Here is a 26623-nt window from a genome sequence, read left to right on the forward strand (position 1 = left end):
GGGTGAGGGCGGCCGTCGTGCGCGCCGAGGACGCGCCGGGGCCCACCCTCGTCGTACGGCTCGACCGGCTCCCTCCCCGCGCCCTGGCCCTGGGCGGCGAGCTGGCGTCCGTACGCCAGGCCCTCGCCCCGACCCCGTACGCGGAACTCCACAAGATCGCCCTCTACGGACCCTCCACCCGCCTCCCGGACCCCGGCCCCGGCCCCGGCCCCGCCCACGCCCCCGCCCGCACTCCCGCCGCGCTCGACTACCGCTTCGTCCAGGCCCTGCCCGACGGCCGGTTCGACTTCCGTGCCGGCTGCGGGCATTCGCTGCTCGCGGCCGTCGTCGCCGAGGGGCGGCCCGGCCCCGTCACCGTGCGGGCCGTGACGACCGGGGACACGGTCCTGTGCACGCCCGAGGACGACGACGGCGCGTACACCCTCGACTTCCTCCGCGCGCCCACCGCCCCCGGCACGCTGCCCACCGGGCGGCCCGTCGACGTCCTCGACGGCGTGCCCGTGTCCCTGGTGCGGTACGGCAATCCGTACGTCCTCGTCGACACCCGCCTGCTGCCCGCGCACCGCCTCCAGGAGCGCCTGCTCGACCTGCGGGCCCGGGCCGGGCGGCTCCTCGGGTACGCGCCCCACTCCCCGCTCCCCAAGATCGCCACCTTCGCCCGCTCCCCGCACGGCCTCGCCGTGCGCGCCCTCACCGTCGGCGGCTGGCACCCCCGGCTCGCGCTCACGGGCGCCGCCGCCCTCGCGGCCGCCGGGGCGATCGACGGCACCGTGGTGCCCGGTCCGGTCGGCCTGATCCGTACGCCGGGCGGCGACGTCACCGTGTCCACGACGCCGGACCGGGTGCGGGTGCACCACAAACGGGCCCGCGTGCTCGGGGAGTTGGAGTTGACGTGGCGTATCCACGCAACGGCGTGAACGCGCACCCCGCTCACCAGGTGTTCCGCCGCTTTCCTCTGCCACGCTGAAGGACGTCCGGCAACCGGCGGTCCCGCACAGGGAATCCGCGCCGCCCTGCCTTGCCGTGTCCCGTGCCGTATCCGGTGCCGTATCCGTGGGGAGAGCAGACGCACATGAAATTCGAGAATCTGCGTGTCGTCGTGACCGGGGCGTCCCGCTATTTCGGCCGCGCGCTCGCCGTCGGATTCGCTCATCTCGGGGCCGAGGTCTATGTGTCGGCCCGGACCGTCGAGGCGGCCGAGCGGACCCGCACCGAGGTCCTCGGGTCCGCCCGCGACCGCATCCACGCCTTCGGCTGCGACCTGAGCCGGCCGGCCGAGATCCGGGAGTTCGCCGCGCGGGTCGGCGAGCGCACCGACCGGGTCGACCTGCTCGTGAACAACGGGGCCCGCTGGCTCGACGGCATGGACCTGGAGGCGGCCAGCGACGACCAGATCGTGGAGACGATCGAGTCGACGGCCGGCGGCACGGTCCTCATGGTCAAGCACTTCCTGCCGCTGCTGCGCGGCTCGCTGCGGCCCGACATCGTCAACATGGTCGCGGTGCGGGACGCCGAGGGCGCGTCCGCCGCGACGGCCGGCGCCGCGCACGAGGCGTTCTGGGCGGCGAAGAGCGCCCAGGCCGGTTTCGCCGACATCCTCTCGCGCCGGCTGCGCCCCTCCGGGGTGCGGGTCTTCTCCCTCTTCCCGCCGGACTTCTCCACCTCGGATCCCCGTTTCGCCGAATGGGACGGATCGAATCCGGACGGAATAGCCCCCGACGAGAAGCTCACCACGCAGGCCCTTTTCGAATGCATCGTCTACGCCGTCGAACAGCCCCGTGACTGCTTCATCCGCTCCTTCCACTTCGAACCGCGCTGACGCTCAGGAGGTCTCCATGAGCTCCCCCGTCTGGATCACCGCGACCCCTCCGGCCACCCACGGCGAACTCCACATCGGTCACCTCGCGGGGCCGTACGTGGCCGCCGACGTCCTGACCCGCTATCTGCGGGCCGAGGGCGAACCCGTCCGCTTCACCACCGGCACCGCCGACCACTCCAGCTCCGTCGAGGTCCGGGCGCTGCGCCACCACCGCAAGCCCGAGGAGGTCGCCGAGGGCTACCGCGCGGCGATCACGGCGGACTGGCTGCGCTCGGGCGTCGAGTTCGACCACATCGTCAGGCCGCGCCGGGACCGCGGCTACGGGCGCTGGGTGCAGGACCTGTTCAGCCGCCTGTACGCGGAGGGCGTGATCGCCGCGCGGACCCGCCTGCTGCCGTACTGCGAGCCGTGCGAGCGCTGGCTGCACGGCGCGCACGTCACCGGCACCTGCCCGCACTGCGGGGCGTCGAGCGACGGCGGCATGTGCCACGAGTGCGCGCGCCCGAACGACGGCGGCGATCTGATCGCGCCGCGCTGCTCGCTGTGCGACACGCCCGCGCTCCCCAAGCGCTGCCGGCGCCTCTACGTGCCCCTGGAACCGTTCCGCGACCGGCTGGCCGACTACTGGTCGGCGGCCGGGCTGCCGCCGCGGCTCGCGGCGCTGTGCGAGTCGCTGGTCGAGGACGGGCTGCCGGACATCGCGGTCGGCCACCCGGCGGACTGGGGCCTTCAGGTGCCGGTGGAGGGCTTCCCGGAGCACCGCATCGACGCCTGCTTCGAGGCGGCGGCGATGCACCTGTTCGGCTATGACGCCGACGGGCCGCTGCCGGCCCGCGCCATCCACTTCTCCGGCTTCGGGCACACCTTCTGCCACGCCGTGCTGTTGCCGGTGCTGCTGCTCGCGCAGGACGTCAAGCTGCCGCAGGACTTCAACGTCAACGAGTCGTACGTGGTCGAGGAGGGCGTCCGCGAGGGCAACGTGTGGGCGCTCGACCTGCTCACCGAGTACGGCTCCGACACCCTGCGCCGCCATGTGCTCCAGGCCCGTCCGACCGGCCGAAGGACCGTGTTCCGGCGCGAGCGGCTCGCGGCGGCCCGGCTGGAGCTCGACGAGAACTGGAACGGCTGGCTGGCGCGGCTGTTCGCGGCGGTCCGCGAGGAGTGCGACGGGCTCGCGCCGCAGGCGCTGCCGGGCGGCACCGGCTGGGAGATCCTGGAGCGCCGGCTGCACCGGGGCGTGGACGACCTGCGCGAGGCGTACGGCCCGGACGCCTTCGACCCGCGCCGGGCGGTCGCGGTGCTCGACGAGATGGTCCGCTCGGTGACCGACTTCGGGTACGTCAACGCGCACGAGCGCTGCCGCCCGACCACGTCCTGCCGTCACCTTCCGGCGCTCGCCGCGCAGTTGGCGGTGGCGTCGGCGCTGTCCGCCTGGGCCCGCCCGGTGATGCCGGAGGGCGCCGACCGGCTCGCGGCGGCGCTCCAGGTGGCGCCGGGCCGGCCGGTGGACTGGTCGGCCCTGATCGCCCCGCTGCCGGGGACGCGGCTCGCGCCGCCCTCGGGCCCGGTGTTCGGCTTCTAAACCGCTAAGAAGTCGCGTAGTTCGGAGACTCGGAGTTCGCAGTCCGGGAGTTCGGAGTCTCGGAGTCCGAAGTCGCGCCGTCCGAAGTCTCGCCGTCCGAAGTCTCGTCTCGTCCGCCCCTCATCCCTGCCGCGTGACCATGCGCGCGCGACGCGCGGGGACACGTGGCCCTCCCCACAGGAGCCCCTCGTGTCCCTGCGCGTCGCCATGCTCAGCGTCCACACCTCCCCGCTCCACCAGCCCGGAACGGGGGACGCCGGCGGCATGAACGTGTACATGGTCGAGCTGTCCCGTGCCCTGGCCGAACAGGGCGTCGAGGTCGATCTGTTCACCCGCTGCCGCGGCGAGGGCCTGCCCGGTCTCGTCGACGTCGGGCCCGGGGTCCGGGTCCGCCATCTGCACGCCGGACCGCGCCGGCCGCTGCCGAAGGAGGCCATGCCGGACCTGGTCGTGCCGTTCTCGCTCGCCCTGCTCAAGGAGGACCGGCGCTACGACCTGGTCCACTCGCACTACTGGCTGTCGGGCCAGGCGGGGCGGATCGCCTCGTTCGGCTGGGGCATACCGCTGGTGCACACGGCGCACACCCTGGCCCTGGTGAAGAACGCGCACCTCGCGGAGGGCGACAGGCCCGAGCCGGAGCTGCGGATCCGGGGCGAGCGGCAGGTGGCCGGGGACGCCGACCGGCTGATCGCCAACACGGCGGACGAGGCGGAGGCGCTGCGCTCGCTGTACGGGGCGGTGGCGGCCCGCACCGAGGTGGTGCGGCCCGGTGTGGACCTGCGCACCTTCGGGCCGCGGGACGGGCGGGCGGCGGCCCGGGCCCGCCTGGGGCTGCCGGCCGGCGCGTTCGTGCCCTTGTACGCGGGGCGGATCCAGCCGCTGAAGGGGCCGGACGTCCTGGTGCGGGCGGTCGCCGAACTGCTCCGGATGGCGCCGGAGCTGCGGCACCGGCTCCTCGTACCGGTCGTGGGCGGGCACTCGGGGGCGGGCGAGCAGGGCGCGGTGGAGCGGCTCGCGGCGGAGCTCGGGGTGGCGGACGTGCTGAAGGGCTGCCCGCCGGTGCCGCAGGAGCGGCTCGCGGACTGGTACCGGGCGGCGGACGTGCTGGTGGTGCCGTCGCGTTCGGAGTCGTTCGGCCTGGTGGCGCTGGAGGCGCAGGCGTGCGGGACGCCGGTGCTCGCGTCGGCGGTGGGCGGGTTGCCGACGGCGGTGTGGGACGGGGTGTCGGGGCTGCTGGTGCCGGGGCACGATCCGGTGGAGTACGCGCGCCGGCTGCTGTGGCTGGCCCGGCATCCGGAGGCGCGGGTGTCGATGGGGGAGGCGGCGGTCCGGCATGCCCGGGGGATGAGCTGGCGTGCTTCCGCCACGCGGACGGTGGACGTCTACGAGGACGCGCTGGCGGGTCTGGAGCGGGCCGCGACCTGGGCGGTGCGGCGGGTGGGGCAAGGGCGGCGGCACGCCCCTGCCCCGGCGGCCTCTCTCCTGGAGGAACGAGAAGGCCGGAGCACGAGTCTAGCATCTCTTTTGGTTCGACCAAAGGTTAGAGGCGCTCCGGATCGGCCAATTCCGGTGCAGGGATGGCGCATTGACGCACTCACGCCATGGCGAGTCCACGCATCGACAATCCCTGGATTCGCCCCGGAGGCCCCGACAGAATAGAGATGTCTTCAGGGAAACCCGGCGGCACGGGCCCCAGAAGACGGAATTCACATTCCCACTCCTGGAGGAATCATGTCTGCTGAGCGGAACGCCGGCGCGCGCAAGGCCATTCGTCAGTTCGCCCTCGCTCTGGTGGCCTGTCTGGCCGTCGCCGGCGGTGCGGCGGTCGCCGCCGGCGGCGAGGGCGACACCCCGGCCACGCAGCACGTGGTCGCCGAGGACAACTGGCCGATCCAGAGCCCGGCGCCCGGCAACTGACCGACGAGCCGCAGGAGAAGGCCCCGCGATCGCCCTGCCACGATCGCGGGGCCTTCCGCGTGCCCGATTTCGCGGGATCGGCCCGGGGCCGGGCCCGTCAGTCCAGCCAGCCCATCTGCACCGCCCGCACACCCGCCTCGAATCGGGTGGTCGCCCCCAATTCCTGCATGAGTTCCGAAAGCATTCGGCTCACCGTGCGCAGCGAAACCCCGAGATTGCGGGCGATCTTCTCGTCCTTCATTCCGGTCGCCAGCATTCTCAGAGCCGCCCGCTGCTGTTCGGACAGTCCGTCGCCACCCCGTTCCGCCGCGGCCCCCGGGCCCGGCCCGTAGGGCACGGCGGTGTGCCAGCAGTGCTCGAACAGGCCGAGGTACGAGCGGACCAGGGAACGGCCGCGCGCCAGGATGGCGCCTTTGCGCGCGTCCTCGGGCCGGATCGGCAGCATGGCGAACTGCTGATCGACGATGATCATGTTGAGCGGGACGACCGCCGCGACCCGGATCTCCGCCCCCAGTTCGCTCCGGGCGTCGAGGAGTTCGGCCACGTCGGGGCGCGAGGCGTGTTCCCGCGCGTAGATCGCCCGGACCCGGATCCCCTGCTCGAGCCGCCGCCGGTCCCGGTCGAGGGTCACCTCGTGCACCTCCCGGCTCGGCCCGCCCGGATACATCGACGCCGAACTCTCCTGCATCACGTCGACGATGTCCTCGAGGGCCTGCTGGATGCGCCGGTAGTCGGTGAGCGCCTCCACCGCGATCTCCGACCGGGTCAGCGAACCGGGCCGCAGAAAGGTCCCGGCCAGCGTCTCCAGGGTGCTGTACGCGACATCCGCCTCCGCCAGGTGCTCCCGCAGCCGGGCCCGTTCCCGGTCGAGCAGGCGCAGTAGCGCGATCTCGGGGTCGACCGAGGCGACCGTGTCCGCGTCCGGCTGCCACCGCTCGTCGCGCAGATCGGCGTTGGTGGCGTGGGTGGTGGTCGTGGGGACGATCAGGCCGAGCTCGATCAGCTCGACGCGACATCGCTCGTACTCCTCGGACGTGAGCCCTAACCCGCGGGCGACCTCCGGGAAGTTCGACACGCCGCGGCGGCGCAACTCCTGGTAGAGGGGCACCAGTCGGCCGTCCGGAGTGGTGCTGCCTGTCGTAGCCATGGCGAATCTCCCCCTTGTCCTCGTGGTTCTCGTCGTCGGCGGGTCGAGCCGGACCGGAAGCCTCCGTCAGGCTACGTGCCGCGTCCCGGCGGGTCGTCGTCCGGAAGACCGAGCCGGAGATCGCTCTTCGCGTCGTCGTCCCCGGCCGTCGGGCTAGGGGGTGTGCTCGTACGGTTCGCCGTCGAGCAGGCCGAGCCGGGCGGCCTTCACTCCCGCCTCGAAGCGGCTCGCGGCGTCCAGTTCCTGCATGACCTCGGAGATCAGCCGGCTGACCGTGCGCAGCGAGACGCCCAGGTTCCGGGCGACCTGCTCGTCCTTGATCCCGGAGGCCAGCATCCGCAGCGCGGCCCGCTGCTGCTCGGTCAGTCCGTCGCCGCCGTGCTCGGCCGGTTCCTCGTGGCCGTACGGGGTGGCCGCGTGCCAGCAGTACTCGTACAGGGCGCGGTAGGAGCGGACCAGGCCCGGGCCGCGGGCCAGGATCGCGGGCGAGTCCGGGTCGTGGGGGTCGGTCGGCAGCAGGGCGAAGCTCTCGTCGGCGAGGACCATGTTCATGGGCACGACGGGGGAGAGGCGCACCTCGACGCCGAGCGCGGTCCGCTCGGCCAGGTGCTGCACCATCTCCGGCACCTGGCCGACCCGGTGGCTGTACATGGCCTGGACCCTGACGCCGCGGGCGACCCGGTCGCGGTCCCGGCCCAGCTCCAGGGTCATCTCCTCGCGCCGCACCGAGCCGGTCAGCATCGAGTGCAGGGAGCTCTTCACGGTGTTCGTCAGGTCGGCCAGCTCCCGGTGGATCCGGGCGGGGTCGTCGACGATCTCGACCTCGACCTCGGACCCGGGTTCCATCCCGGCCCGCAGAAACGGTCCGGCCAGGGTCTCCAGGGTGGTGTGCGCCCGGCTGGTCTCGGCGAGCCGGCTCTCCAGCCGGTCGCGCTCGTGCCGCAGCAACCGGAGCAGGGCGACGTCGGGGGCGACCACGGCGGCGTCCGGTGCGGGCGCGTCGGCTTCCCGGCCGGGCCCTTCGGCTTCCGGTCCCGCCGCGCGCTCGATCAGGCCGAGGTCGGTCAACTCGGTGCGGCAGCGGTCCCGTTCGGCCTCGGTGAGCTGCAGCCGGGCCGCGACGGCGTCGAAGGAGTCGCCGGGGGCCGCCCGGAGCTCCTGGTAGAGGGCGAGGGCCTGCTCGCTTCCCGTACGCGCACCAGCGGCGTTTTTGGACACGGCGCAGCAGACTCCCCTCGGATCGCGCGGATCCTGTTGAAACGCCCCGCTAGACCCTGCCACAAATTCGAACGGGCCGCACGAGGTTCAACTGCTTTCAGCGCGAAGGGGACGCATCCCGGCAGTCGGGGCAAAGGCCCTTGAAGACCACCTCGGCGTCGCTGACCGCCCAGTCGGCCAGACTGCCCCGGGGCGGGGCCGGGGCGGTGGCCGCGACGTTGTCCACCCGGCCGCAGTTCAGGCACAGGGCGTGCTGGTGGGCGGGGCCGGAGATCTCGAAGACGGCGGGCAGGCCCGGCCGGTCGAACTTGCTGACCAGGCCGGTCTCCTGGAAGTGCCGCAGCATCTCGTAGACGGCCTGGCTGGTGAGCGTGCCGAGCCGCTCGCGGGCGGTCGCGGTGATCGCCTCGACGTCGAGATGGCCGCCGGCGGCGAGCACCGTGAGCACCTCCAGGCGCGGCCCGGTGACCCGCAGACCGACGTCACGCAGCCGCTGGATCACCGCCTCGCGGCCCGTCAGGTCTTCCACGACTGCCATCTTCTCCGCCCGCCACCTGGTCGGCCCAAACCTTTGTGGGCATCGTACCTCTTGGCCGTCCCTGCCGTCAGTGGCCCTCTCGGTCGTCCTCGGGGCTCCGGCCGTCAGTCGTCCGGCCGGCAGACCAGCAGCACGCTCTCCGTCCGCTCGTCGATGCGGTGCCGCCGGCGGCCCTCGATGTGGAGGCCGGCCGAGTGCAGTTCGGCCGCCAGGTGCTCGCCGTCCACGATCCACTTGTCGGTGGTGAGCACGACCCGCTCGGTGGAGAGCTTGCCGGTCCGTGCCGCGTAGTAGGTGATCCGCTCGCTCATCGTCCGCAGGTCGAAGTCCTGCCGGGCCACCACCCACTCGTCGATCCCGTCGAACCGCGGCACCTGGAAGGCCCAGGTCCGCTGCGGCTCGGCGACGAGACCGGACAGCAGGTGCGAGGTGTAGTCGAGCGCGAGCGCTCCGCCCGCCCCCAGGTGCGAGGCGATCTCGCGCAGCAGCCGGGGCCGCGCCCGCGGCGGTACGGCGGAGACCATCGCTCCCGCGAGCAGCGCGAGCCGGTAGTCGCCGTCGAGCCGCAGCTCCGTGAGATCGGCCCGGCGGGTCACGATCAGCCCGGCGACCTGCGGACCGATCCGCCGGGCCCAGTTCCCGAGGCGCTCCAGGGCGGGGCCGTCCCGGTCCACGGCCTCCACGGCGAAGCCGTGCCGGGCGAAGGGGACGGCGAGCCGTCCTGCGCCGGAGCCGAGATCGAGGACGGGGCCGCCGGTGGACCGGGCGAGACCGAGGTACCGGACGATGTCGGCGCTGTGCGGGCCGAGGAGCGCGTCGTGCAGCCAGACCGAGTCCTCGTCGCCGGGGGAGACCGTCTCGAGTCCGGGAAGGGCGTCGGACGTGAGCCGGATCCCGGCGCCGGGGGCGGGGAGTTCGTGTCGGGACGGCAGGACCGGCGAGAGCGCCGCGGGCACGGCGGGCAGGGACAGTCCGCTCGGTGTGTGCATCGCTCCTCCAGGGCTCGCTCGGTCCGGCCGTCCGGGCGGGGCACCCGTGCCGCCGGGACCGCGCCGCTGTGCTCCATCCTGACCTGGGGCGGAGGGCCGGTTCCAGCGGATCCCGGGGCGTGAACACGCGATGGCGTGTGTCTGCCACGGGTCGGAGCGAGAGGCAGGCCGACTCGAGCGGGGGGTCTCAGAGGGGGCGGTTGAGGCGGGCCGCGCCGATCGGGGTGAAGCCCTGGCGCTCGTAGAAGGGGAGCGCGGGGTCCTGCTCGGCGGGCAGCGTGACCCGCTGCTGCGTCGCCCCGTACGCGCGCATCCGGTCGGTGGTCGCCGTGAGCAGCGCCGTACCGACTCCGGCGCGGCGGGCGCCGGGCGTCACCGCGAGCGCGTACAGCTCGCCCTCGCCGGGGACGGGCACCCCGCCGGCCACCGCGCCGACCAGGTCGCCGCCGGCGCCGGTGGCGACCAGCCAGCCGAGCCAGCCGGGCGCGCCGCCGGGAATTTCAATTTCCGCGCGGATACGGGGAAGCGCGCATTGCGCGGACAGGAGTCGCCGCGTGGGGATTTCGCCGAGTATTTCCTCGTAGCTGCCCCGAATGGACTCCGCAAGCAGCCTGGATATCGTCGTCGCGTCGGCGGCTTCCGCCGCTCGCACGCCAGCCAGCTGCATTGGTCCGTACCCTTCGACGTGCCGAGCTGAGCCTCAACATACCCACAATAGCCGGGAATTCGGAGCGGGTGTGACCGATGTGAAATCTACGAATTCCCTTAGTATTCAATTGGGGAAGGAACAGCAGGCGATGATCAGCGGAGTGGCCGCGAGTCCGGCCGCCGCGATCGTGGCCATCCCGCGCAGGACCGGGTGCCCGGCGGCCTGCGGGGCGAGGATCCGCCGCATGCGCAGGGCGGCCGAGGGCCCGCCCGCCGCGAATGCCTCGCGCGGCGCCCGGCCCGAGGCGAGCGCGTACAGGGCGGTGGCCAGCGCGTCGCGCGAGCAGCGGCGCAGCGCCCGGTCGTCCGCGGCCATCTCCAGGAGCAGCGGCACCGCCGTGCCGCCGTGCCGGGCGAGCGGGAGGCGCGGGAAGACGGCGGCGAAGGACTCCGCGGCGGCGACGAGCAGATGGTGCCGCCCGCTGATGTGGGCCCGCTCGTGGGCGAGGGCGGCGGCCAGTTGGGGCGGGGTGAGGGTGCGCAGGGCGCCGGAGGAGACCACGACCCGCCGCGAGCGGCCGGGCAGGCAGTAGACGGCGGGCCGCTCGTGCTGCAGGACGGTGACCCCGAGCCCCGGGTCGTAACGGCCGACCAGCCGGAGGGTCTCGGCGTGCCGGCGGCGCCGGCGGCGCGCCCGCAGCAGGGCGCGGGCGAAGCCGGTGGCCGGGACGGCGAGGACGGCGAGGGCGGCGCCGAGGGCCGTGCACTCGCGCGCGCTCAGCTCCAGGAGCCGTTCGGCGGGCGGTAAGCGGAGGAGCAGGAGGGCGTCGCTGAGTCGGTGGCCGGCGCTGCTGGGCAGGACCAGATGGGCCGCGAGCAGGGCGGCCGAGCCGGCGAACAGGGCGCCGCCCACCGCCCACACGGCGAGCGCGAGGCGCGGCACCTGCTGCGCCCAGCGGGCCCGTACGAGCAGCCAGGGCACCAGGAACCCGGTGCACAGGACGAGGCCGAGCGGCGGCAGGGTGTGGTGGTTCACCGGCCCTCGCCGCCGCTCTCGGGGCCTTGGGCGCGGCGGGCGGTGCGCAGGGCCGCGTCGAGGGCGGCCATGTCCTCGTCGGAGATGGTCTCCACGAAGCGCAGCAGCGCCGCGGGCCGGTCCTGGCTGTCGCCGAGCGCGTCCTGCATGAGGCCGGCGGTGTACTCCTCGCGGCTGCGGACGGGCTCGTACAGCCAGGCGCGGCCCGATTTCTCGCGGCGCAGCCAGCCCTTGCGGTGGAGTATGTCGGCGACGGTCATCACCGTGGTGTAGGCGACGCGGCGCCCCAGATTGATGTCGTCGACGATCTCGCGGACCGTCGCGGGCCGCTGCCAGGCCCACAGCCGGTCCATGATCTCGGCCTCCAGTTCTCCCAGCCGGCGCACGTGTATCCCCTCCCCGCTCACGGGCGGCTCATCGTACGGGCCGCCTCACCCGCTCAGGTATACCCCCCAGGGGTACGATGGCGGGATCGCGTCGCCCATGAGGAACCGCCCTCGCGCGAAGGCCCTCGTCCCCGGTCGGCCCGTGGACTGCCCTTCGCGCAAGGGCGGTTGACTGTCTCTTTACTTGTCGCCGCACGCAGTGCGTCAGGTGTCGGGTGCCGGGTGTCAGGTCCGGATGAGGCGGGCGATCGCCTTCGACGCCTCTCCGACCTTGACCTTGGCCTGGTCGCCGCCGGCCTCGATGGCCTCGGTGACGCAGCAGCTCAGGTGCTCGTCCAGGAGGGCGACCGCGCAGGACTGGAGCGCCGCGTTGATGGCGGAGACCTGGGTCAGGACGTCGATGCAGTAGACGTCCTCGTCGACCATCCGCTGCACCCCCCGGACCTGCCCCTCGATGCGCCTCAGGCGTCTGATGATGTCTTCCTTGTGCTGTACGTAACCGGCCACGGCGGCCTCCTGTCGGTCCCGTCAGGTGACTTGGCTCATTTGTCGGCGGCCTGGAAGCCGCGGAGGCGCAGGCTGTTGCCGACCACGAAGACCGAGGAGAAGGCCATCGCGGCCCCGGCGATCATCGGGTTGAGCAGTCCGGCCGCGGCGAGCGGCAGGGCGGCCACGTTGTAGGCGAAGGCCCAGAAGAGGTTCGAGCGGATGGTGCCGAGGGTCTTGCGGGAGAGCCGGATGGCGTCGGCCGCGGCCCGCAGGTCGCCCCGTACGAGGGTCAGGTCGCCGGCCTCGATGGCGGCGTCGGTGCCGGTGCCCATCGCCAGGCCCAGGTCGGCCTGGGCGAGCGCGGCGGCGTCGTTGACGCCGTCGCCGACCATGGCGACCGAACGGCCCTCGCCCTGGAGCTTCTTGACCACGTCCACCTTGTCCTGCGGCATGACCTCGGCGATGACCTCGTCGATGCCGACCTCGGCGGCGACGGCCTCGGCGACCGCCTTGTTGTCGCCGGTGAGCAGGATCGGGGTCAGACCGAGCGCGCGGAGCCGCCTGATGGCCTCGGCGCTGGTCTCCTTGACGGCGTCGGCGACCTCCAGGACCGCGCGGGCCTCCCCGTCCCAGGCGACCGCGATGGCGGTCTTGCCGGCCTTCTCGGCCGCGTCCTTGGCGGACTTCAGGCTCGCCGGGAGGGCCATCGCCCATTCGTCGAGCAGCTTCTCGCGGCCGACGAGGACGGCGTGGCCGTCGACGACGCCCTGGACGCCGAGGCCGGGGACGTTGACGAAGTCCTCGGGGGTGGGCAGGGTGCCGACCTTCGCGGCGGCGCCGGTGGCGACGGCCTGGGCGATCGGGTGCTCGGAGGAGTGCTCCAGGGCGCCGGCCAGGCGCAGCACGTCGGTCTCGTCCGTGCCGGCGGCGGTGTGGACCTTGATCAGGGTCATCCGGCCGGTGGTGACGGTGCCGGTCTTGTCGAGGACGATGGTGTCGACCTTGCGGGTGGTCTCCAGGACCTCGGGGCCCTTGATGAGGATGCCGAGCTGGGCGCCGCGGCCGGTGCCGACCATGAGGGCGGTCGGGGTGGCCAGGCCCAGGGCGCACGGGCAGGCGATGATCAGGACGGCGACGGCCGCGGTGAACGCGGAGGTCAGGCCCTGTCCCGTACCCAGCCAGAAGCCGAGGGTGCCGAGCGAGAGCGCGATGACGATCGGGACGAAGACGGCCGAGATCTTGTCGGCGAGGCGCTGGGCGGCGGCCTTGCCGTTCTGGGCGTCCTCGACGAGCTTGGCCATCCGGGCGAGCTGGGTGTCGGCGCCGACGCGGGTGGCCTCGACGACCAGGCGGCCGCCGGCGTTCAGGGTGGCGCCGGTGACGGAGTCGCCCACGCCGACCTCGACGGGCACGGACTCGCCGGTGAGCATCGAGGCGTCGACGGCGGAGGAGCCCTCGACGACGGTGCCGTCGGTGGCGATCTTCTCGCCGGGGCGGACCAGGAAGCGGTCCCCGACCTGGAGTTCGGCGGTGGGCACGGTGACCTCGCGCCCGTCGCGCAGGACCGTGACCTCCTTCGCGCCCAACTGCATCAGCGCCTTGAGCGCGGCGCCCGCCTTGCGCTTGGAGCGGGCCTCGAAGTAGCGGCCGGCCAGGATGAAGGCGGTGACGCCGGCCGCGGCCTCCAGGTAGATGTTCCCGGCGCCGTCGGTGCGGGCGATGGTGAACTCGAAGGGGTGCGTCATGCCGGGCGTGCCGGCGGTGCCGAAGAACAGCGCCCACAGCGACCACAGGAACGCGGCGATGGTGCCGACCGAGATCAGCGTGTCCATGGTGGCGGCGCCGTGCCGGGCGTTGGTCCAGGCGGCCCGGTGGAAGGGCCAGGCGGCGTAGGTGACGACCGGCGCGGCGAGCGTGAGGCTCAGCCACTGCCAGTACTCGATCTGGAGGGCCGGGACCATGGCCATCGCGATGACGGGCACGGCGAGGGCGACGGCGGTGATCAGCCGCTGCTTCAGCGGCCGCAGCTCCTCGTCGGCCTTCTCGTCGTCGGAGGGGCCCTCGGCGGATCCCGTTCCGCCGCCGCTCGCGGCCGGGCGCTCGGGCTCGGGCTCGGCGGCCGTGTAGCCGGTGGCCTCGACGGTGGCGATGAGGTCGGCGACGGAGATGTCGGCGTCCGCGTCGAAGGTGACCCTCGCCTTCTCCGTCGCGTAGTTGACGGTGGCCTCGACCCCGTCCATGCGGTTGAGCTTCTTCTCGATACGGGCCGCGCACGAGGCGCAGGTCATGCCGCCGATGGCGAGCTCGACCTGGGCGGTGCCCGGAGTGGTCGTGGTCATGAAACTGCTCCTCGTTCGTGACGGGGCTCGGGGGCCGGGGCCCGGGCGTGGTGGGCGAGCCCCGGCGGCCGGCTGGCGCTGTGGGGCGCCGGTCAGGCGCGGCCGGTCAGCTCGTAGCCCGCGTCGTCGATCGCGGCGGCGATCGCGGCGTCGTCGGGCTCGCCGCCGGTGGTGACGGTCACCTTGCCGCCGGCCACGTCGACGTCGACGGAGATGACGCCCTCGAGCGCGCTGACGGAGTGGGTGATGGCGGTCCGGCAGTGGCCGCAGGTCATGCCGCTGACGGCGTAGACGGTGGTGGTGCTCTCGGCGACCGCGGTGGCCGTCGAGACCTCGACGGTGTTGGTGGAGCAGGTGTTGTCGGGGGTGCAGCAGGAACCCATGGTCTTCCTCCTCGATCGGATACCCTCGGGGGGTATCGGTGTGGGTCCATGTATACCCCTGGGCGGTATCGCTTGGCAAGCGTGGCGATGACTTGACTTGATACCCCCTAGGGGTATGGTGAGGTGCAGCGAAGGGTTCAGAAGGGTCCCGTCGCATGCCACCCACGTACGGGAGAGCAGTCATGAACACCGGAGTGAAGATCACTGCCTTTGCCGCCGCGCTCGCCGCGACCTTCGGGACCGCGTACGGGGTCGGCAAGGGCGTCGGCCCCTTCGAGGAGCCGGCGAAGGCGGAGCACGGCGGCCACGCGGCGGCGCCGAAGGGGCAGGGCGGGGGCGGGGCCGCGGGCCACGGTGACGGGCACGGGGACCACGGGGGCGGTGCGGGGGCGGCGAACGCCCCGGCGGCCGGCGGCCTCCAGGTCTCGGACGGTGGCTACACCCTGGCCCTGGAGACCCCGACGCCCGCCCTCGGTAAGAGCACGCTGCGGTTCTCCATCAAGGACACGGCCGGCAGGAAGGTCACCGCGTTCACCACGGAGCACGGCAAGGAGCTCCACTTCATCGTCGCCTCGCGCGACCTCACCGTCTTCCGTCACCTCCACCCGGAGAAGGCCGCCGACGGCACCTGGACCGTCGACGCCGACCTGCCGGCGCCCGGCGGCTACAAGGCGTTCGCCGACTTCAAGCCGGCCGTGAAGGGCGCGAAGGGCATCACGCTCGGCGCCGACCTGGCCGTCCCCGGCGCGTACGCCCCGAAGCCGATGCCGCCCGTGGCCCCGACCGCCGACGTCGACGGCTACCAGGTCCGGCTCGGCGGGACGCTCGACCCCGGCAAGGCGGGCGAGCTGCGGCTCACCGTCACCAAGGCCGGCCGGCCCGTCACCGACCTGGAGCCCTACCTCGGGGCGTACGGGCACCTCGTCGCCCTGCGCGAGGGCGACCTCGCCTACCTCCACGTCCACCCCAACGAGGGCGGCCCCGGCCCCGACGTCTCCTTCACCGCGACGGCGCCGAGCTCGGGCACGTACCGCCTCTTCCTCGACTTCCAGCACGAGGGCAAGGTGCGGACGGCGGCCTTCACGGTGCGGGCGGGTACGGGTGGGGGTACGGGTACGGGTACGGGTACGGGTACGGGTACGGGCGGCGCGCCCGTGGAAGAGCCGTCGCACGGTGCGGGAGCGCACGCGCACGGCTAGGCTGTTCATTGGACTAGACCTGTAGGCGTGCGATGCGTGGAGGAAGGGGCTCGATGAGCGACCGTGCAGTGCTGGAGGTGATCGCCCTCGACGAGGAGGACGCGGTCGCCGCTCAGGCCGGTGGGGCCGACCGACTGGAGCTCGTCACCGACATGGCGGCGGACGGGCTCACCCCGTCCACGGCCGCCTTCGCGGCGATCCGCGCCGCCGTGGACATCCCGCTGCGCGTGATGCTCCGGCTGGCGGACGGCTTCGCAGCGGGCGACATCGACGCGCTGGTCGGGCGGGCCACGGAGCTGCGGGCGGCGGGGGCGGAGGAATTCGTCCTCGGCTTCCTCACGCCGCACGGCGAGCCCGACCTGGTCGCCGTGGAACGCCTGATCGCCGTCCTCGACGGCTGCCGCTGGACCTTCCACCGCGCCATCGACCGAGCCGCCGACCGCGACGCCCTGCGCAAGCAGCTCGCTGACCTGCCGGGCCTCGACACGTACCTCACGGCGGGCGCGCCGACCGGCGTCGACGACGGCCTGCCCACCCTGAAGGCGGAGGCGGCCCGCACCGACGAGCCGGGCTACGAGCCCCGGATCCTCGTCGGCGGCGGCCTCCGCCTCGACCACCTCCCCACCCTCCGCGCCGCCGGCCTCACCGCCTTCCACATCGGCGGCGCCGCCCGCCCCAACGGCTGGGCGGCCCCGGTCTCGGCAGAGGCGGTCAGGACGTGGCGGGAGGCGGTGGACGCGTAGGGGGCGTCTCGGACGCCGGGGGCGGGGCCGGGGCCGGGGCCGGGGGGGGCGTCGGGTGCCGGCTCGCGTCCTGGCCCGGTGCCGGCGGGTGTGGTCCTTCTCGTGGGGCCGGCGGTGGCGCGCGTCCCGTCCTGCACGACGAGACCGCCACGTTCCTGCCCGCCGCGCTCCACAGCGTCGGGATCTTCATCCGGCGGGTCGCATGGCGACGTCAGTCGTCGAACCAGACGACGAGTCTGACGTCGTCGTCTCCATGCAGATCGGCGAGGGTGCGCATGACGGTCCAGACGGGACCCCACTCCTCTTCGGGCACGGCGTCACGGCGCCTGAGGCGCTCGACTCGGAACATCCGGTCCCCGTCGATCCACTCGGTGCCCTCGCTGAAATGCACGCTCGGTCGCTTCGCGATGCGAGCCGGTTGCCCGCAGAGGTCGACGAACCGCTGAGGGGCGGAATAGTGCCTCTGCAGGAACTGCCAGCCGCCGTGCGCATCACGGTGGTACTCGTGGACGTAGGGGTCCGGGTAGGCGGACTCCTCGTCCCAGTCGACTCGCTTGATCTCGCCCCAGGTGACCCAGCTCGCGCTTCGTCCGCCCGTCGTGTCATGCCCCTCTCGGACGCGGTTCGAAGCGTCGGCGGGGAGACCGCGGTCCGGAGCTACGGGGACGAACTGCTCGTTGTCGCGCACACCGAACAGACAGCCGAACGCGTCATAGTTCCGGGGCACCTTCAGGTGGTCCAGGTCGATGGTGGCGTGCCAGAAGGAGTCCGCTTCGTGGTCGCGGTAGTCGCGGTGACATTCGATGAAACCCCATATGTCGATACCCATGCCCGGATCATGCCGGTCGGGGCATCTCCCGCCCAGGCATTACTCGTCCCCCGGCCTGAGCACCTGGCCAGGTCGTGGTGCGGGTCTTGGCCCGGTCGGGGCGGGGGTTTCGTGGGGGCTTCTGGTCCGGCCGCCCTCTCTCCGAGTGTGGCCCCCTCCGCCCCCGCCTCAAGGGCGCTCCTTCGTCGCGTCGCTACGCGATTCCGCTGCGCTCCACCCTTGACCCGGTGACTCCGGGGGCCCTTTCACACTCGGAGGGCGGCCGGGGGCGTGGCCGGCGGAAGGCCGGGTAGTGGTCGGGCGCCGTGGGCGGGTGGCGGGTTGGTGGGTGGGGGCTGGGTTCGCGGTGCGGGCCGGGGAGGATCTTTCCCGCCGTGGGGGTGCGCGGCCGTGGAATGGGGCGGCCGAGGCCGGTTCGGCGCCCGGCGGTCGCTTTCCCGCTGGGGTTCATGCCCCGCTGGTCACCGCCGGTGGACGGAAAGAGCCGGGACGCGGTGCAAACCCCGCACTCCCGGCCGCCGGAATGCCTCTGGAGTCACACAACTCGCCTTCCGTCACACTCCGGCCCGCGAGTGACACCTTTGCAGCGGAGAGACGCACCGCAGGCTACAGAAGACAACCGCCGCCACGCGACAGGCGCGGGCGGGGCGCCTGGGCACCGCCGGGCGGTGCAAACGCGCACTCCGAGACGTCGGGGGCACCTCTCCCGTCACAGCAGACCACTCCCGTCACACATCGGCCCGCGACCCACACCTTTGCACACCCTCCGGCCCCTTCCCACCCACCGGGAATGACCAGCGGGGCATGAACCCCAGCCGACCGACGGCCGCCGGCCGCTGAGCCGGGCATGACCACCCCATTCCACGACCGCGCACCCCCACCCACACACCCGACACCCGCCCACGGCGCCCCGCCGCTCCCCGGGCCTTCCACCGGCCACACCAGAAGCGCACACGAAACACCCACCCCGGCCAGTTCAGGCCGCCCGTTTGCAGGTGGCGCAGGTGGCGTTGGGGTCGTGGCTGCGGAAGGCGAGGTCGCAGCCGTCGCAGGTGATCAGGGGTGGGGGCTTCGGTGCAGGGGCGGTGGTCGGGAGTGGCGGTGGGAGGAAGGTGGTCAGGCGGTACGCCAGGAAGCGGGCCGGGTGGTGGATGGGGACGTGCTCGGGCGGCAGGGACGCCGTGAGCGTGCGCGTGATCTGCGCCGGGCTCGCCTCCCGGGCGAGCCATCTGTCGACGGCGGGCGCCAACTCCCGTACGTCTCGCCAGGACAGCAACAGCCGGGAGTCGACGGCCCGCAGCCGCGCGAGGATGTCGACGGCGGGCCCGGCGGGCGGTGGGGGAGCTGGTTCGGGCTCCGTCTCGGGCTCGGGCACCGACTCCCGTAACGGCTTCGGCTTCGGCGCCGGCCTCGGCTTCTGCTGGGGCCCAGGCCCAGGCGCCGGCCCCCGCGCGGGCGTGCCGCCCGACACCGGCTCCCCGCCACCGCCACCGCCGCACCCGGGCTTGTCGTACGAGAGCACCCGCGTGGCGTACCGCCCACGCCCGAGCGCCACCCGCCTCCGCTCCACGTATCCGGCCGCGACGAGCTCGTTCATCGCCCGCCGGATGGTGATCTCACCCTCCCGGAAGCGCAGGGTGAGGCGCTTGATGGTGATGTCGGCGCCGTCGGGCAGCGACTGGATGTACACGGCGAGCCCGATCGCCACGGCCGACAGGTCGGGGTGCTGGGACAGGTGATGGCCCACGACCGTGTACCGGTCGCGATGCCGGTGCCGTACGTGGATCACCCCTGAGCGTGGTGCGTCGGCGGGGATTTCGAACGGGGCGGGGGACGCGGGCGCGGCCGCGTTAGACTGCGGATCAGCCATCGGGAAGGCGTTCACTTCCTGATCGGTAGGCCCTCGCCAGGATTGCCGTCCTGCCGGGGGCCGAGTTGCATATGCCAGTCGGTCGAGGCCGACCGTACCCCACCCGTCCGGTCATCGGACAGTCCGTCACCCGATCGTGTGATCAAGGCCGTTGGGGGACGGAGGGGGTGGGTTTGGTGTTTCTCTCCCACGGTTCTTTAAAGGGCGTCGAGCCCCACCGGCACGTGGCCGGACAAGCCCCGGTTAGGTTGCCCGCATGACCGATTTCCTGATCGTGATCACGACAGTGGACAGCAAGGCATCCGCACGCCGGCTGTCCCGCTCCGCCGTGGAGGCGGGTCTTGCCGCGTCCGGGCAGGTGAGCGGGCCCATCGAGACGACGTATCGGCATCGCGGGGAGATGGCGGACGGGACCGAGTACCAGGTGGTGTTCCGCACGACCGAGGACCGGCGCGAGGCGCTGGAGAACCACCTCGTGGAGGGCCACCCCTACGACTCTCCCGAGGTCATCGCCTTCGCGATCGACAGCGGCCGCGCCGAATACCTGGACTGGATCACGCGCGCCACTCGCTAGCCCCGGCCCGCGCGCTGACCGCCTTCGGCGGAGGAGCGTGCCTCCGCCGGGTGGGGAGGTGGGGTGTCCGGGAGGGCGATGTCCCCGGGGTGGAGGCGAGGTGAGCATGAGGGGTATGACGAGGAACGCGAACGTCGCGGCTCCCGCGCCCCGTTGGGTGCGGTGGGCCGCTCATGCCGTCGCGCTGTGTGCGCTCCCGGTGCTGATGACCGCCGTGACCTGGTCGTACGCGAGGCGGCACCGCGTACGGAGACCGGCAAATTCCGTGGCGGTGGGGGCACGGCTTCCGTAGCCTCCGGCGCATGCAGCCCACGCCCCCGCCCCCCGCCGCCCTCGACGAGGATCTCGTCCGGCGTCTGATCGGCGCGCAGTTTCCCGAGTGGTCCGCCCTTCCCGTACGGCAGTTGGTGACGGCCGGGACCGACAACGCGATGTTCCGGCTCGGCGACGAGCTCGTCGTGCGGCTGCCGAAGGCGGACTGGGCGCAGGGCCAAGTGACCAAGGAGCAGCGGTGGTTGCCGCTGCTGGCGCCGCACGTGACGCTGCCGATTCCGGTGCCGGTGGGGCAGGGGGTGCCGGGGGAGGGCTTCGGTCAGGCGTGGTCGGTGTACGCGTGGCTGGACGGGGCCGACGCGTACGCGGCGCCGATCGGTGATCTTGCCTCCGCCGCCGTCGAGTTGGGCCGGTTCGGGGCCGCGCTGCGGGCGGTGGACGCCACCGGGGGGCCCGTGTCCTTCCGGGGCGGGCACATCACCGAGTGGGAGGAGGGCGCCATGGCCGGGGCGCTGCGCGACCTCGGCGCCGACGGGACGCTCGACGAGGCGGCCGCGACCGCCGCCTGGGAGTCGGTGCTCGGCCTCCCGCAGTGGGACCGCGCGCCCGTCTGGGTGCACGGCGACCTGCTGCCGGGCAATGTGCTGACCCGCGACGGGCGGCTCAGCGCCGTCATCGACTTCGGCGGCCTCGGCGTCGGCGACCCGGCCGTCGACATGATGGCCGCCTGGACCCTCTTCACTCCCGAGACCCGCCCCCTCTTCCGGGAGGCGGCCCAGGTCGACGACGCGACCTGGGCGCGCGGGCGGGGCTGGGCCCTGTGCTGGGGCATCGTGACCGAGCACTCCTACCGGGGGAGGAACCCGGTCCTCGCCGACGTCGCCCATCGGGCCTGGACCCAGGCCCTGCCCGAGTACGCGGACCTGCCGGACTAGGACCCCAACTGCTCCGGCAGCTCGGCCGCGTGAACGACCGTCAGGCCCGACACCGCACGCGTCAGCGCCACGTAAAGCCGCCGCAGCCCCGTCCGCTCGTCCGGCTCGCCGTCGACCACGGCCGCCGGCTCGTCCAGGACCACGTAGTCGTACTCGAGGCCCTTCGCCAGCGAGGCCGGGACGAGGGTCAGGCGGGACTCGGCCGTGGTCTCCTCGCCGGGGGAGAGATACGCGAGGCCCGCCGCCTCCAGGGCCTCGGCCAGCGGGGCGATCCGCGCGTCGGCGGCGATCAGACCGATCGAGCCCTCGTGTCCGAGGGCCTCCACGCACGCCGCCACCACGTCCTCGTCCAGATGCTCGGAGCGCCGGATCGTCAGCGAGCCCGGGTTCTCGCGGACCGACTCCACCGGCGCGAGCCCCGGCGACATGTGCGGCAGCAGCCGCGAGGCGTACGCGATGACCTCGCGCGGCACACGGAAACCGGCTGTCAGCTCCTCCACCAGCGCCTCCGGCTTGCCCAGGTGCGCCAGCGCCTGCGCCCAGCTCTCCGTGGCCCACGGCGTCGTGCCCTGGGCCAGGTCGCCGAGCACGGTCGCCGAACCCGTCGTGCAGCGCCGGCCCACCGCCCGGTACTGCATGGGGGAGAGGTCCTGCGCCTCGTCGAGGACCACATGGCCGAGCGACTGGGTGCGCTCCACCAGGTCCTTCGCCTCGTCGATGAGGACGGCGTCCGCCGCCGACCACTTCGCCGACTTCACGCTCCGGTACGGCTTCGCCCACAGCAGCAGCTTCTGCTCCTCCTCGTCGAGCAGGCCCGCCGCGTGCTCGGCCAGGAAGTCGGCGTCGCCGAGCAGTCGCAGCACCAGCTTCGCCGGGTCGACCGCCGGCCAGCACTCCTTCACGAGCGCCTTGACCGCCGCGTTCCGCGCCACCGCGTTCTGCACCCGGTCGTCGGGGGCCTCGCCGGCCTGTTCCATCCGCACCAGGACCGCGTGCGCGACGCGCTGCGGAAGGGCCTCGCGGGCCGCCCCGTAACGGATGTCCCGGTCCGTCAACTCGCGGACCATCTCCTCCAGTTCGTACGCGGGCACCCGCCAGCGACGCGAGCCGCGCACCACCATCAGCGGCTCCTTGGGCAGCGACACGTGCGACCACACCGCCCGCCGCAGCACCTCCGCCATCCGGGCGTCGCCCTTGACGACGGCGGTGGCCGCCTCGTCCGTGCCGCGCACCTCGACATGGGCGACGAGGTCGTCGACCGTCGCCTGCCGCACCTCCAGCTCGCCGAGCGCCGGCAGCACCTGCTCGATGTAGTGCAGGAAGGAACGGTTCGGTCCGATGACCAGCGTGCCCGTGCGGGCCAGGCGCTCCCGGTGGGCGTAGAGGAGGTACGCGACACGGTGCAGGCCCACGGCCGTCTTTCCGGTGCCCGGGCCGCCCTGGACGCACACCGTGCCGGACAGGTCGGAGCGGACGATCTCGTCCTGCTCGGGCTGGATGGTGGCGACGATGTCCCGCATGGGGCCGACGCGCGGCCGCTCGATCTCCGCCTGGAGCAGCCGGCTGGTCCGCTCCAGCTCGTCCGGGTCGGACAGATGCTCGTCCTCGTACGCGGTGAGCTCGCCGCCCGTGTAGCCGAAGCGGCGCCGCAGCCCCACGTCTTGCGGGTCCTTCTTCGACGCCCGGTAGAACGGCTGCGAGACCGGCGCACGCCAGTCGATCACCATCGGGTCGCCGTCGGCGTCGTGCACGTGCCGCCGCCCGATGTAGAAGCGCTGCCCCTCCTGCGTGCTGTGCAGGTAGTCGAGGCGGCCGAAGAACAGCGGGGTGTCGGCGAGGTCGGCGAGCGCCTTGATGCGGTCCTCGATCTGGCGGGTGAGGACGACGGCGTTGACCCAGTTCGCGGTGACGTCCTTGATGTCGAGCGACTCCACGTCCTCGCGCATCGCGCGCAGGGCGGCGCGGGACGCGGCGAGGTGGGCGCGCTCTCGGGCGAGGGGGGCGAGCGGGTCGTCGGCGGACGGCGCGGCGGACGGTGCGGACACGGTGAAGCCTCCGGACGGGGTGATGCGCGGACACGTCGAGGTGGCCGCCGGTTTCCGACCGGACGGCGGCACTCCACGGACGGAGCGGAGCCGTACGGGAGGCGGGGAAGCAGGCGAGTGTAGCGGGCCCGGTGCGCCCGGGGCGAACGCTTTTCCCGTAGGGGGCGGGGTCCGACCTGAGAGGGAGCAGGGTTCGGCCCCGAGACCGATGTGTTCGTAATGTCCGTTTCGGATCATAAAGACATGACCGCCACGACCCTCACCCCAGCGACCACCGTCCCCCACCGTCTCGACCGACTCGCCCACGGGCTCCGCGCGATACGCGCCTTCGGCTCCGCGGCCGCCTCCGTCGTCCTGCTCGGCTCCTACGACGGCCTGGAGGAGGCGGGCGTACGCAGCCCCCGCCCCGCCCACCTCGGCCGCCCCGCCCACGTCGGCCGGCCTGCCGCCTGAGCGGGGGCAGGGGGCAACCATCACCCGGCCTCACGGGTCTCCTCTTCGCACCGCCCCCATCGACGAACGAGGAGATCATGAAGAAGCCCCTCACCGGCCGCGTCGCGCGGCTCGGTGCCTGTGCCGCGGCGGCGGGCCTGGTCGCGGTCGGGACGACCGCCACGCCGGCCCTCGCGGACAGTGACCAGCTCTGGATCGCCGCGAACCCGTACGAGCTCGTGCTGCCCAACGTCGTCGACGGCACCCAGCAGGCCCCGGCGGTCACCCTCGCCCTCGGGCTCTACCACGACAACCCGGGCCACCGCGTCACGGACGGCCGGCTCACCGTCGACATATCCGGCCTCGCCGGCATCGCCGAGGTCACCTGGCCGGAGAACTGCGCCCCGGCCGGCACCACGGCCGTCTGCTCCCTCCCCGAGGTCCCCGTCAACAGCTCCACCCCCGTGAAGCTCCAGGTCCGTGCGGTGGCCGGTGCGGCCGACGGCGCCACCGGCCGGATCGCGTACCAGGCCGAGGCCACCACGACGGCCGAGGGCGGCCGGCTCACCGCCGCCGAGAACGGCACCGACTTCCGGGTCGCCTCCGGCCCCGACCTCGTCCTCGACCGGCCCGCGCCCGTCACCGGCGTCACCCCGGGCAGCACCGTGCCCGTCGGCCTCTCCGTCGCCAACCACGGCAACCGCCCGGCCCAGGGCGTCGAGCTCAGCCTCTACGTCACCCGCGGACTCGACCTCACCGGTCTCCCGCCGCAGTGCACCGCCACCCCCCTCGGCGAGGGCGGCACCGTCAAGCCCCTCACCCGCTTCGACTGCGCCTTCGACGACGTCGTCCCGCCGGGCGGCACCTTCACCCTGCCGACGCCGCCGACGGCTAAGGTCGCCCCGTACGCGCTGGCCGAGCGCGTCGACATCGGCGTCCGGCCCGGCGGCGGCGCCGAGGACCTCCAGCCGGAGGGCAACGGCGCGCTCCTCGACGTCACCGCCGTCAACACCGCCGACTTCGCCGTCCGCGGCGCCAAGCTCACGGCCGAGGCCGGCCGGACCGTCACCGTGCCGGTGACCTTCCGCAACCGCGGCCCGGCCTGGGTCGCCAACCTCACCTCCGGCGACCCCGTCGCCGACGTCGACGTCACCGTCCCGCGCGGCGCCACCGCCACCGCCGTGCCCGACGCCTGCGAGCCGCGCACCGCGGACGGCGGCTGGTGGGAGAGCGAGGTGCGCACCGGCGCGCCGCGCTACCTGTGCCGGATGCCCATATGGGTGGCCGAGCAGCAGACGGTGACCCTCCCGTTCGCGCTGCGGATCGACACGGTCGTCACGGGCGCCAAGGGCGCGGTGGTGCTGAAGCCGCCGTACGGCGACACGCCGCTGCCGTTCGACCCGAACCGGAAGAACGACCAGGCGAAGATCGTCCTCAACCCGGCGAGCTGAAACCCGGCGGGCTGATACCCGGCGGGCTGAAGCCTTCGCCGGACGACTCGGGGCCCCGTCCGCGTACGGACGGGGCCCCTTGTCGTACGCACCGAGGGCGGCGTCACTCCCCGGCGGTCAGCAGCTCGCTCGCGTCCATGATCCGGTACGCGTAGCCCTGCTCGGCCAGGAAGCGCTGCCGGTGGGCCGCGAAGTCCTGGTCGATGGTGTCGCGGGCGACCACGGAGTAGAAGTGCGCCTGGTGCCCGTCCGCCTTCGGACGCAGCACCCGGCCCAGGCGCTGGGCCTCCTCCTGGCGGGAGCCGAAGGTGCCGGACACCTGGATCGCGACCGTGGCCTCGGGCAGGTCGATCGAGAAGTTCGCGACCTTCGACACCACCAGGACGCTGATCTCACCGTTGCGGAACGCGTCGAACAGCTTCTCGCGCTGCGCGTTCGACGTCTCGCCCTTGATCACCGGCGCGTCCAGGTGCTCGCCCAGCTCGTCGAGCTGGTCGATGTACTGGCCGATGACGAGGATCTGCTGCCCGGCGAACCGCTTCACCAGGGCCTCGGTGACCCGGCGCTTCGTCGCCGTCGTCGCGCAGAAGCGGTACTTCTCCTCCGCCTCCGCCGTCGCGTACGCGAGCCGCTCCGCGTCGGTCAGATCGACCCGCACCTCCACGCAGTCCGCGGGCGCGATGTAGCCCTGCGCCTCGATCTCCTTCCACGGCGCGTCGAAGCGCTTGGGGCCGATGAGGGAGAAGACGTCGGACTCACGGCCGTCCTCGCGGACCAGGGTGGCGGTCAGGCCGAGCCGCCGCCGCGCCTGGAGGTCGGCGGTGAACTTGAAGACCGGCGCCGGCAGCAGATGCACCTCGTCGTAGACGATCAGACCCCAGTCACGGGAGTCGAACAGCTCCAGATGCGGATAGACACCCTTCCGGCGGGTCGTCAGCACCTGGTAGGTGGCGATGGTGACCGGCCGGATCTCCTTCTTCGTGCCGCTGTACTCGCCGATCTCGTCCTCGGTCAGCGACGTCCGCTTCACCAGCTCGTGCTTCCACTGGCGGGCCGAGACCGTGTTCGTCACCAGGATCAGCGTGGTCGCCCGCGCCTTGGCCATCGCCCCGGCCCCGACCAGCGTCTTGCCCGCGCCGCAGGGCAGCACGACGACGCCCGAACCGCCGTGCCAGAAGCCCTCGACGGCCTGCTGCTGGTACGGCCGCAGCGCCCAGCCGTCCTCGGCCAGGTCGATCGGGTGCGCCTCGCCGTCCACGTAACCGGCCAGGTCCTCGGCCGGCCACCCCAGCTTCAGCAGCGTCTGCTTGATCTGGCCGCGCTCCGAAGGGTGCACGGCCACGGTGTCCGGGTCGATCCGCTGCCCGACCAGCGGCTGCACCTTCTTCGAGCGCAGCACCTCCTCCAGGACCGGGCGGTCCGTGGTGGTGAGCACGAGACCGTGCACCGGATGCTTGGACAGCGTCAGCCGCCCGTACCGCGCCATCGTCTCGGCGACGTCCACGAGCAGCGCGTGCGGCACCGGATACCGCGAGAACTCGACGAGCGCGTCGACGACCTGCTCGGCGTCGTGCCCCGCCGCCCGCGCGTTCCACAGCCCGAGCGGCGTCACCCGGTACGTGTGGATGTGCTCCGGCGCCCGCTCCAGCTCCGCGAAGGGCGCGATGGCGCGCCGGCACGCCTCGGCCTGCTCGTGGTCGACCTCCAGGAGCAGGGTCTTGTCGCTCTGGACAATGAGTGGACCGTTCACGTGCTGCGCATCCCTTCCACGTGGCCAAACA

General features: G+C 73.1%; 24 protein-coding genes and 1 pseudogene. 11 read left to right on the forward strand and 14 right to left on the reverse strand.

What is annotated here, in order from left to right:
- Window positions 1-17 precede the first annotated feature (17 nt).
- The 5 genes and pseudogenes from ABZ135_RS15240 to ABZ135_RS15260 all read left to right on the forward strand — a co-directional run bounded on the left by ABZ135_RS15240 (window position 18) and on the right by ABZ135_RS15260 (window position 5318).
- On the forward strand, window positions 18-917 hold the full coding sequence (locus ABZ135_RS15240) for a hypothetical protein (protein WP_356695731.1): 900 nt from the start codon (window positions 18-20) through the stop codon (window positions 915-917).
- A 155-nt stretch (window positions 918-1072) separates the two neighbouring features.
- Complete coding sequence (locus tag ABZ135_RS15245; RefSeq protein WP_345486538.1) at window positions 1073-1819, forward strand: SDR family oxidoreductase; 747 nt, start codon at window positions 1073-1075, stop codon at window positions 1817-1819.
- A gap of 16 nt (window positions 1820-1835) precedes the next feature.
- The gene (locus ABZ135_RS15250; protein WP_356695733.1) at window positions 1836-3401 is read left to right on the forward strand and encodes a class I tRNA ligase family protein; all 1566 of its coding nucleotides are present in this window, start codon (window positions 1836-1838) and stop codon (window positions 3399-3401) included.
- A 207-nt stretch (window positions 3402-3608) separates the two neighbouring features.
- A pseudogene (gene mshA / locus ABZ135_RS15255) lies at window positions 3609-4787 on the forward strand (D-inositol-3-phosphate glycosyltransferase); the annotation flags it as partial.
- A gap of 345 nt (window positions 4788-5132) precedes the next feature.
- Window positions 5133-5318, forward strand: coding sequence for a hypothetical protein (locus ABZ135_RS15260; protein WP_356695735.1), 186 nt, complete (start codon window positions 5133-5135; stop codon window positions 5316-5318).
- A gap of 97 nt (window positions 5319-5415) precedes the next feature.
- Here the strand turns inward: ABZ135_RS15260 and ABZ135_RS15265 are convergent, their stop codons facing one another.
- The 10 genes from ABZ135_RS15265 to ABZ135_RS15310 all read right to left on the reverse strand — a co-directional run bounded on the left by ABZ135_RS15265 (window position 5416) and on the right by ABZ135_RS15310 (window position 14491).
- The gene (locus tag ABZ135_RS15265; protein WP_356695737.1) at window positions 5416-6465 is read right to left on the reverse strand and encodes a helix-turn-helix transcriptional regulator; all 1050 of its coding nucleotides are present in this window, start codon (window positions 6463-6465) and stop codon (window positions 5416-5418) included.
- Window positions 6466-6618: 153 nt separating this feature from the next.
- The gene (locus ABZ135_RS15270; RefSeq protein WP_356695739.1) at window positions 6619-7683 is read right to left on the reverse strand and encodes a helix-turn-helix domain-containing protein; all 1065 of its coding nucleotides are present in this window, start codon (window positions 7681-7683) and stop codon (window positions 6619-6621) included.
- 97 nt (window positions 7684-7780) lie between these two features.
- Window positions 7781-8221 (reverse strand): transcriptional repressor, encoded by a 441-nt coding sequence (locus ABZ135_RS15275; RefSeq protein WP_356695741.1) that lies wholly within the window; start codon window positions 8219-8221, stop codon window positions 7781-7783.
- Between the two features lie 104 nt (window positions 8222-8325).
- A complete protein-coding gene (locus ABZ135_RS15280) occupies window positions 8326-9210 on the reverse strand; it encodes a class I SAM-dependent methyltransferase (RefSeq protein ID WP_356695743.1) in 885 nt (294 codons plus the stop codon).
- A gap of 187 nt (window positions 9211-9397) precedes the next feature.
- Window positions 9398-9877, reverse strand: a complete 480-nt coding sequence (locus ABZ135_RS15285) for a GNAT family N-acetyltransferase (RefSeq protein ID WP_356695745.1) — start codon at window positions 9875-9877, stop codon at window positions 9398-9400.
- A gap of 105 nt (window positions 9878-9982) precedes the next feature.
- Complete coding sequence (locus ABZ135_RS15290; RefSeq protein ID WP_356695747.1) at window positions 9983-10894, reverse strand: M56 family metallopeptidase; 912 nt, start codon at window positions 10892-10894, stop codon at window positions 9983-9985.
- On the reverse strand, window positions 10891-11280 hold the full coding sequence (locus ABZ135_RS15295; RefSeq protein WP_356695749.1) for a BlaI/MecI/CopY family transcriptional regulator: 390 nt from the start codon (window positions 11278-11280) through the stop codon (window positions 10891-10893). The genes ABZ135_RS15290 and ABZ135_RS15295 overlap by 4 nt, the downstream gene beginning before the upstream one ends.
- A gap of 225 nt (window positions 11281-11505) precedes the next feature.
- Entirely contained in the window at window positions 11506-11787 is a 282-nt protein-coding gene (locus ABZ135_RS15300) for a metal-sensitive transcriptional regulator (protein WP_128981368.1), read from the reverse strand.
- A gap of 35 nt (window positions 11788-11822) precedes the next feature.
- On the reverse strand, window positions 11823-14108 hold the full coding sequence (locus ABZ135_RS15305; protein ID WP_356695751.1) for a heavy metal translocating P-type ATPase: 2286 nt from the start codon (window positions 14106-14108) through the stop codon (window positions 11823-11825).
- A gap of 92 nt (window positions 14109-14200) precedes the next feature.
- Entirely contained in the window at window positions 14201-14491 is a 291-nt protein-coding gene (locus tag ABZ135_RS15310) for a cation transporter (RefSeq protein WP_356695753.1), read from the reverse strand.
- Between the two features lie 182 nt (window positions 14492-14673).
- On the opposite strand from ABZ135_RS15310, the gene ABZ135_RS15315 reads away from it, so the two are divergent.
- Both ABZ135_RS15315 and ABZ135_RS15320 read left to right on the forward strand, forming a co-directional pair.
- A complete protein-coding gene (locus ABZ135_RS15315) occupies window positions 14674-15690 on the forward strand; it encodes a hypothetical protein (protein ID WP_356695755.1) in 1017 nt (338 codons plus the stop codon).
- 53 nt (window positions 15691-15743) lie between these two features.
- Window positions 15744-16433: a copper homeostasis protein CutC gene (locus ABZ135_RS15320; protein WP_356695757.1), complete on the forward strand. Its 690-nt coding sequence runs from the start codon at window positions 15744-15746 to the stop codon at window positions 16431-16433.
- Window positions 16434-16644: 211 nt separating this feature from the next.
- Here ABZ135_RS15320 and ABZ135_RS15325 read toward each other — a convergent pair whose 3' ends face one another.
- Both ABZ135_RS15325 and ABZ135_RS15330 read right to left on the reverse strand, forming a co-directional pair.
- Entirely contained in the window at window positions 16645-17262 is a 618-nt protein-coding gene (locus ABZ135_RS15325) for a hypothetical protein (RefSeq protein WP_356695759.1), read from the reverse strand.
- Window positions 17263-18238: 976 nt separating this feature from the next.
- Window positions 18239-19051, reverse strand: a complete 813-nt coding sequence (locus ABZ135_RS15330) for a hypothetical protein (RefSeq protein ID WP_356695761.1) — start codon at window positions 19049-19051, stop codon at window positions 18239-18241.
- Between the two features lie 337 nt (window positions 19052-19388).
- Between ABZ135_RS15330 and cutA the strand changes: the two genes are divergently transcribed.
- Both cutA and ABZ135_RS15340 read left to right on the forward strand, forming a co-directional pair.
- On the forward strand, window positions 19389-19706 hold the full coding sequence (gene cutA, locus ABZ135_RS15335; RefSeq protein ID WP_356695763.1) for a divalent-cation tolerance protein CutA: 318 nt from the start codon (window positions 19389-19391) through the stop codon (window positions 19704-19706).
- 302 nt (window positions 19707-20008) lie between these two features.
- Entirely contained in the window at window positions 20009-20914 is a 906-nt protein-coding gene (locus ABZ135_RS15340; protein ID WP_356695765.1) for an aminoglycoside phosphotransferase family protein, read from the forward strand.
- Here the strand turns inward: ABZ135_RS15340 and ABZ135_RS15345 are convergent.
- Window positions 20911-22959, reverse strand: a complete 2049-nt coding sequence (locus ABZ135_RS15345; protein WP_356695767.1) for a UvrD-helicase domain-containing protein — start codon at window positions 22957-22959, stop codon at window positions 20911-20913. The two genes, ABZ135_RS15340 and ABZ135_RS15345, sit on opposite strands and share 4 nt — an antisense overlap.
- A gap of 243 nt (window positions 22960-23202) precedes the next feature.
- Here ABZ135_RS15345 and ABZ135_RS15350 point away from each other — a divergent pair, with 243 nt between their 5' ends.
- Window positions 23203-23412 carry a hypothetical protein gene (locus ABZ135_RS15350; protein WP_356695769.1) on the forward strand — a complete coding sequence of 70 codons (210 nt, stop codon included), beginning with the start codon at window positions 23203-23205 and terminating at the stop codon, window positions 23410-23412.
- Between the two features lie 77 nt (window positions 23413-23489).
- Entirely contained in the window at window positions 23490-24842 is a 1353-nt protein-coding gene (locus tag ABZ135_RS15355) for a hypothetical protein (RefSeq protein ID WP_356695771.1), read from the forward strand.
- A gap of 103 nt (window positions 24843-24945) precedes the next feature.
- Here ABZ135_RS15355 and ABZ135_RS15360 read toward each other — a convergent pair whose 3' ends face one another.
- Window positions 24946-26592 (reverse strand): DNA repair helicase XPB, encoded by a 1647-nt coding sequence (locus tag ABZ135_RS15360; protein WP_356695773.1) that lies wholly within the window; start codon window positions 26590-26592, stop codon window positions 24946-24948.
- Window positions 26593-26623 lie beyond the last annotated feature (31 nt).

This window comes from Streptomyces sp. NPDC006339 (genome assembly GCF_040612775.1).
Lineage (GTDB): Bacteria > Actinomycetota > Actinomycetes > Streptomycetales > Streptomycetaceae > Streptomyces.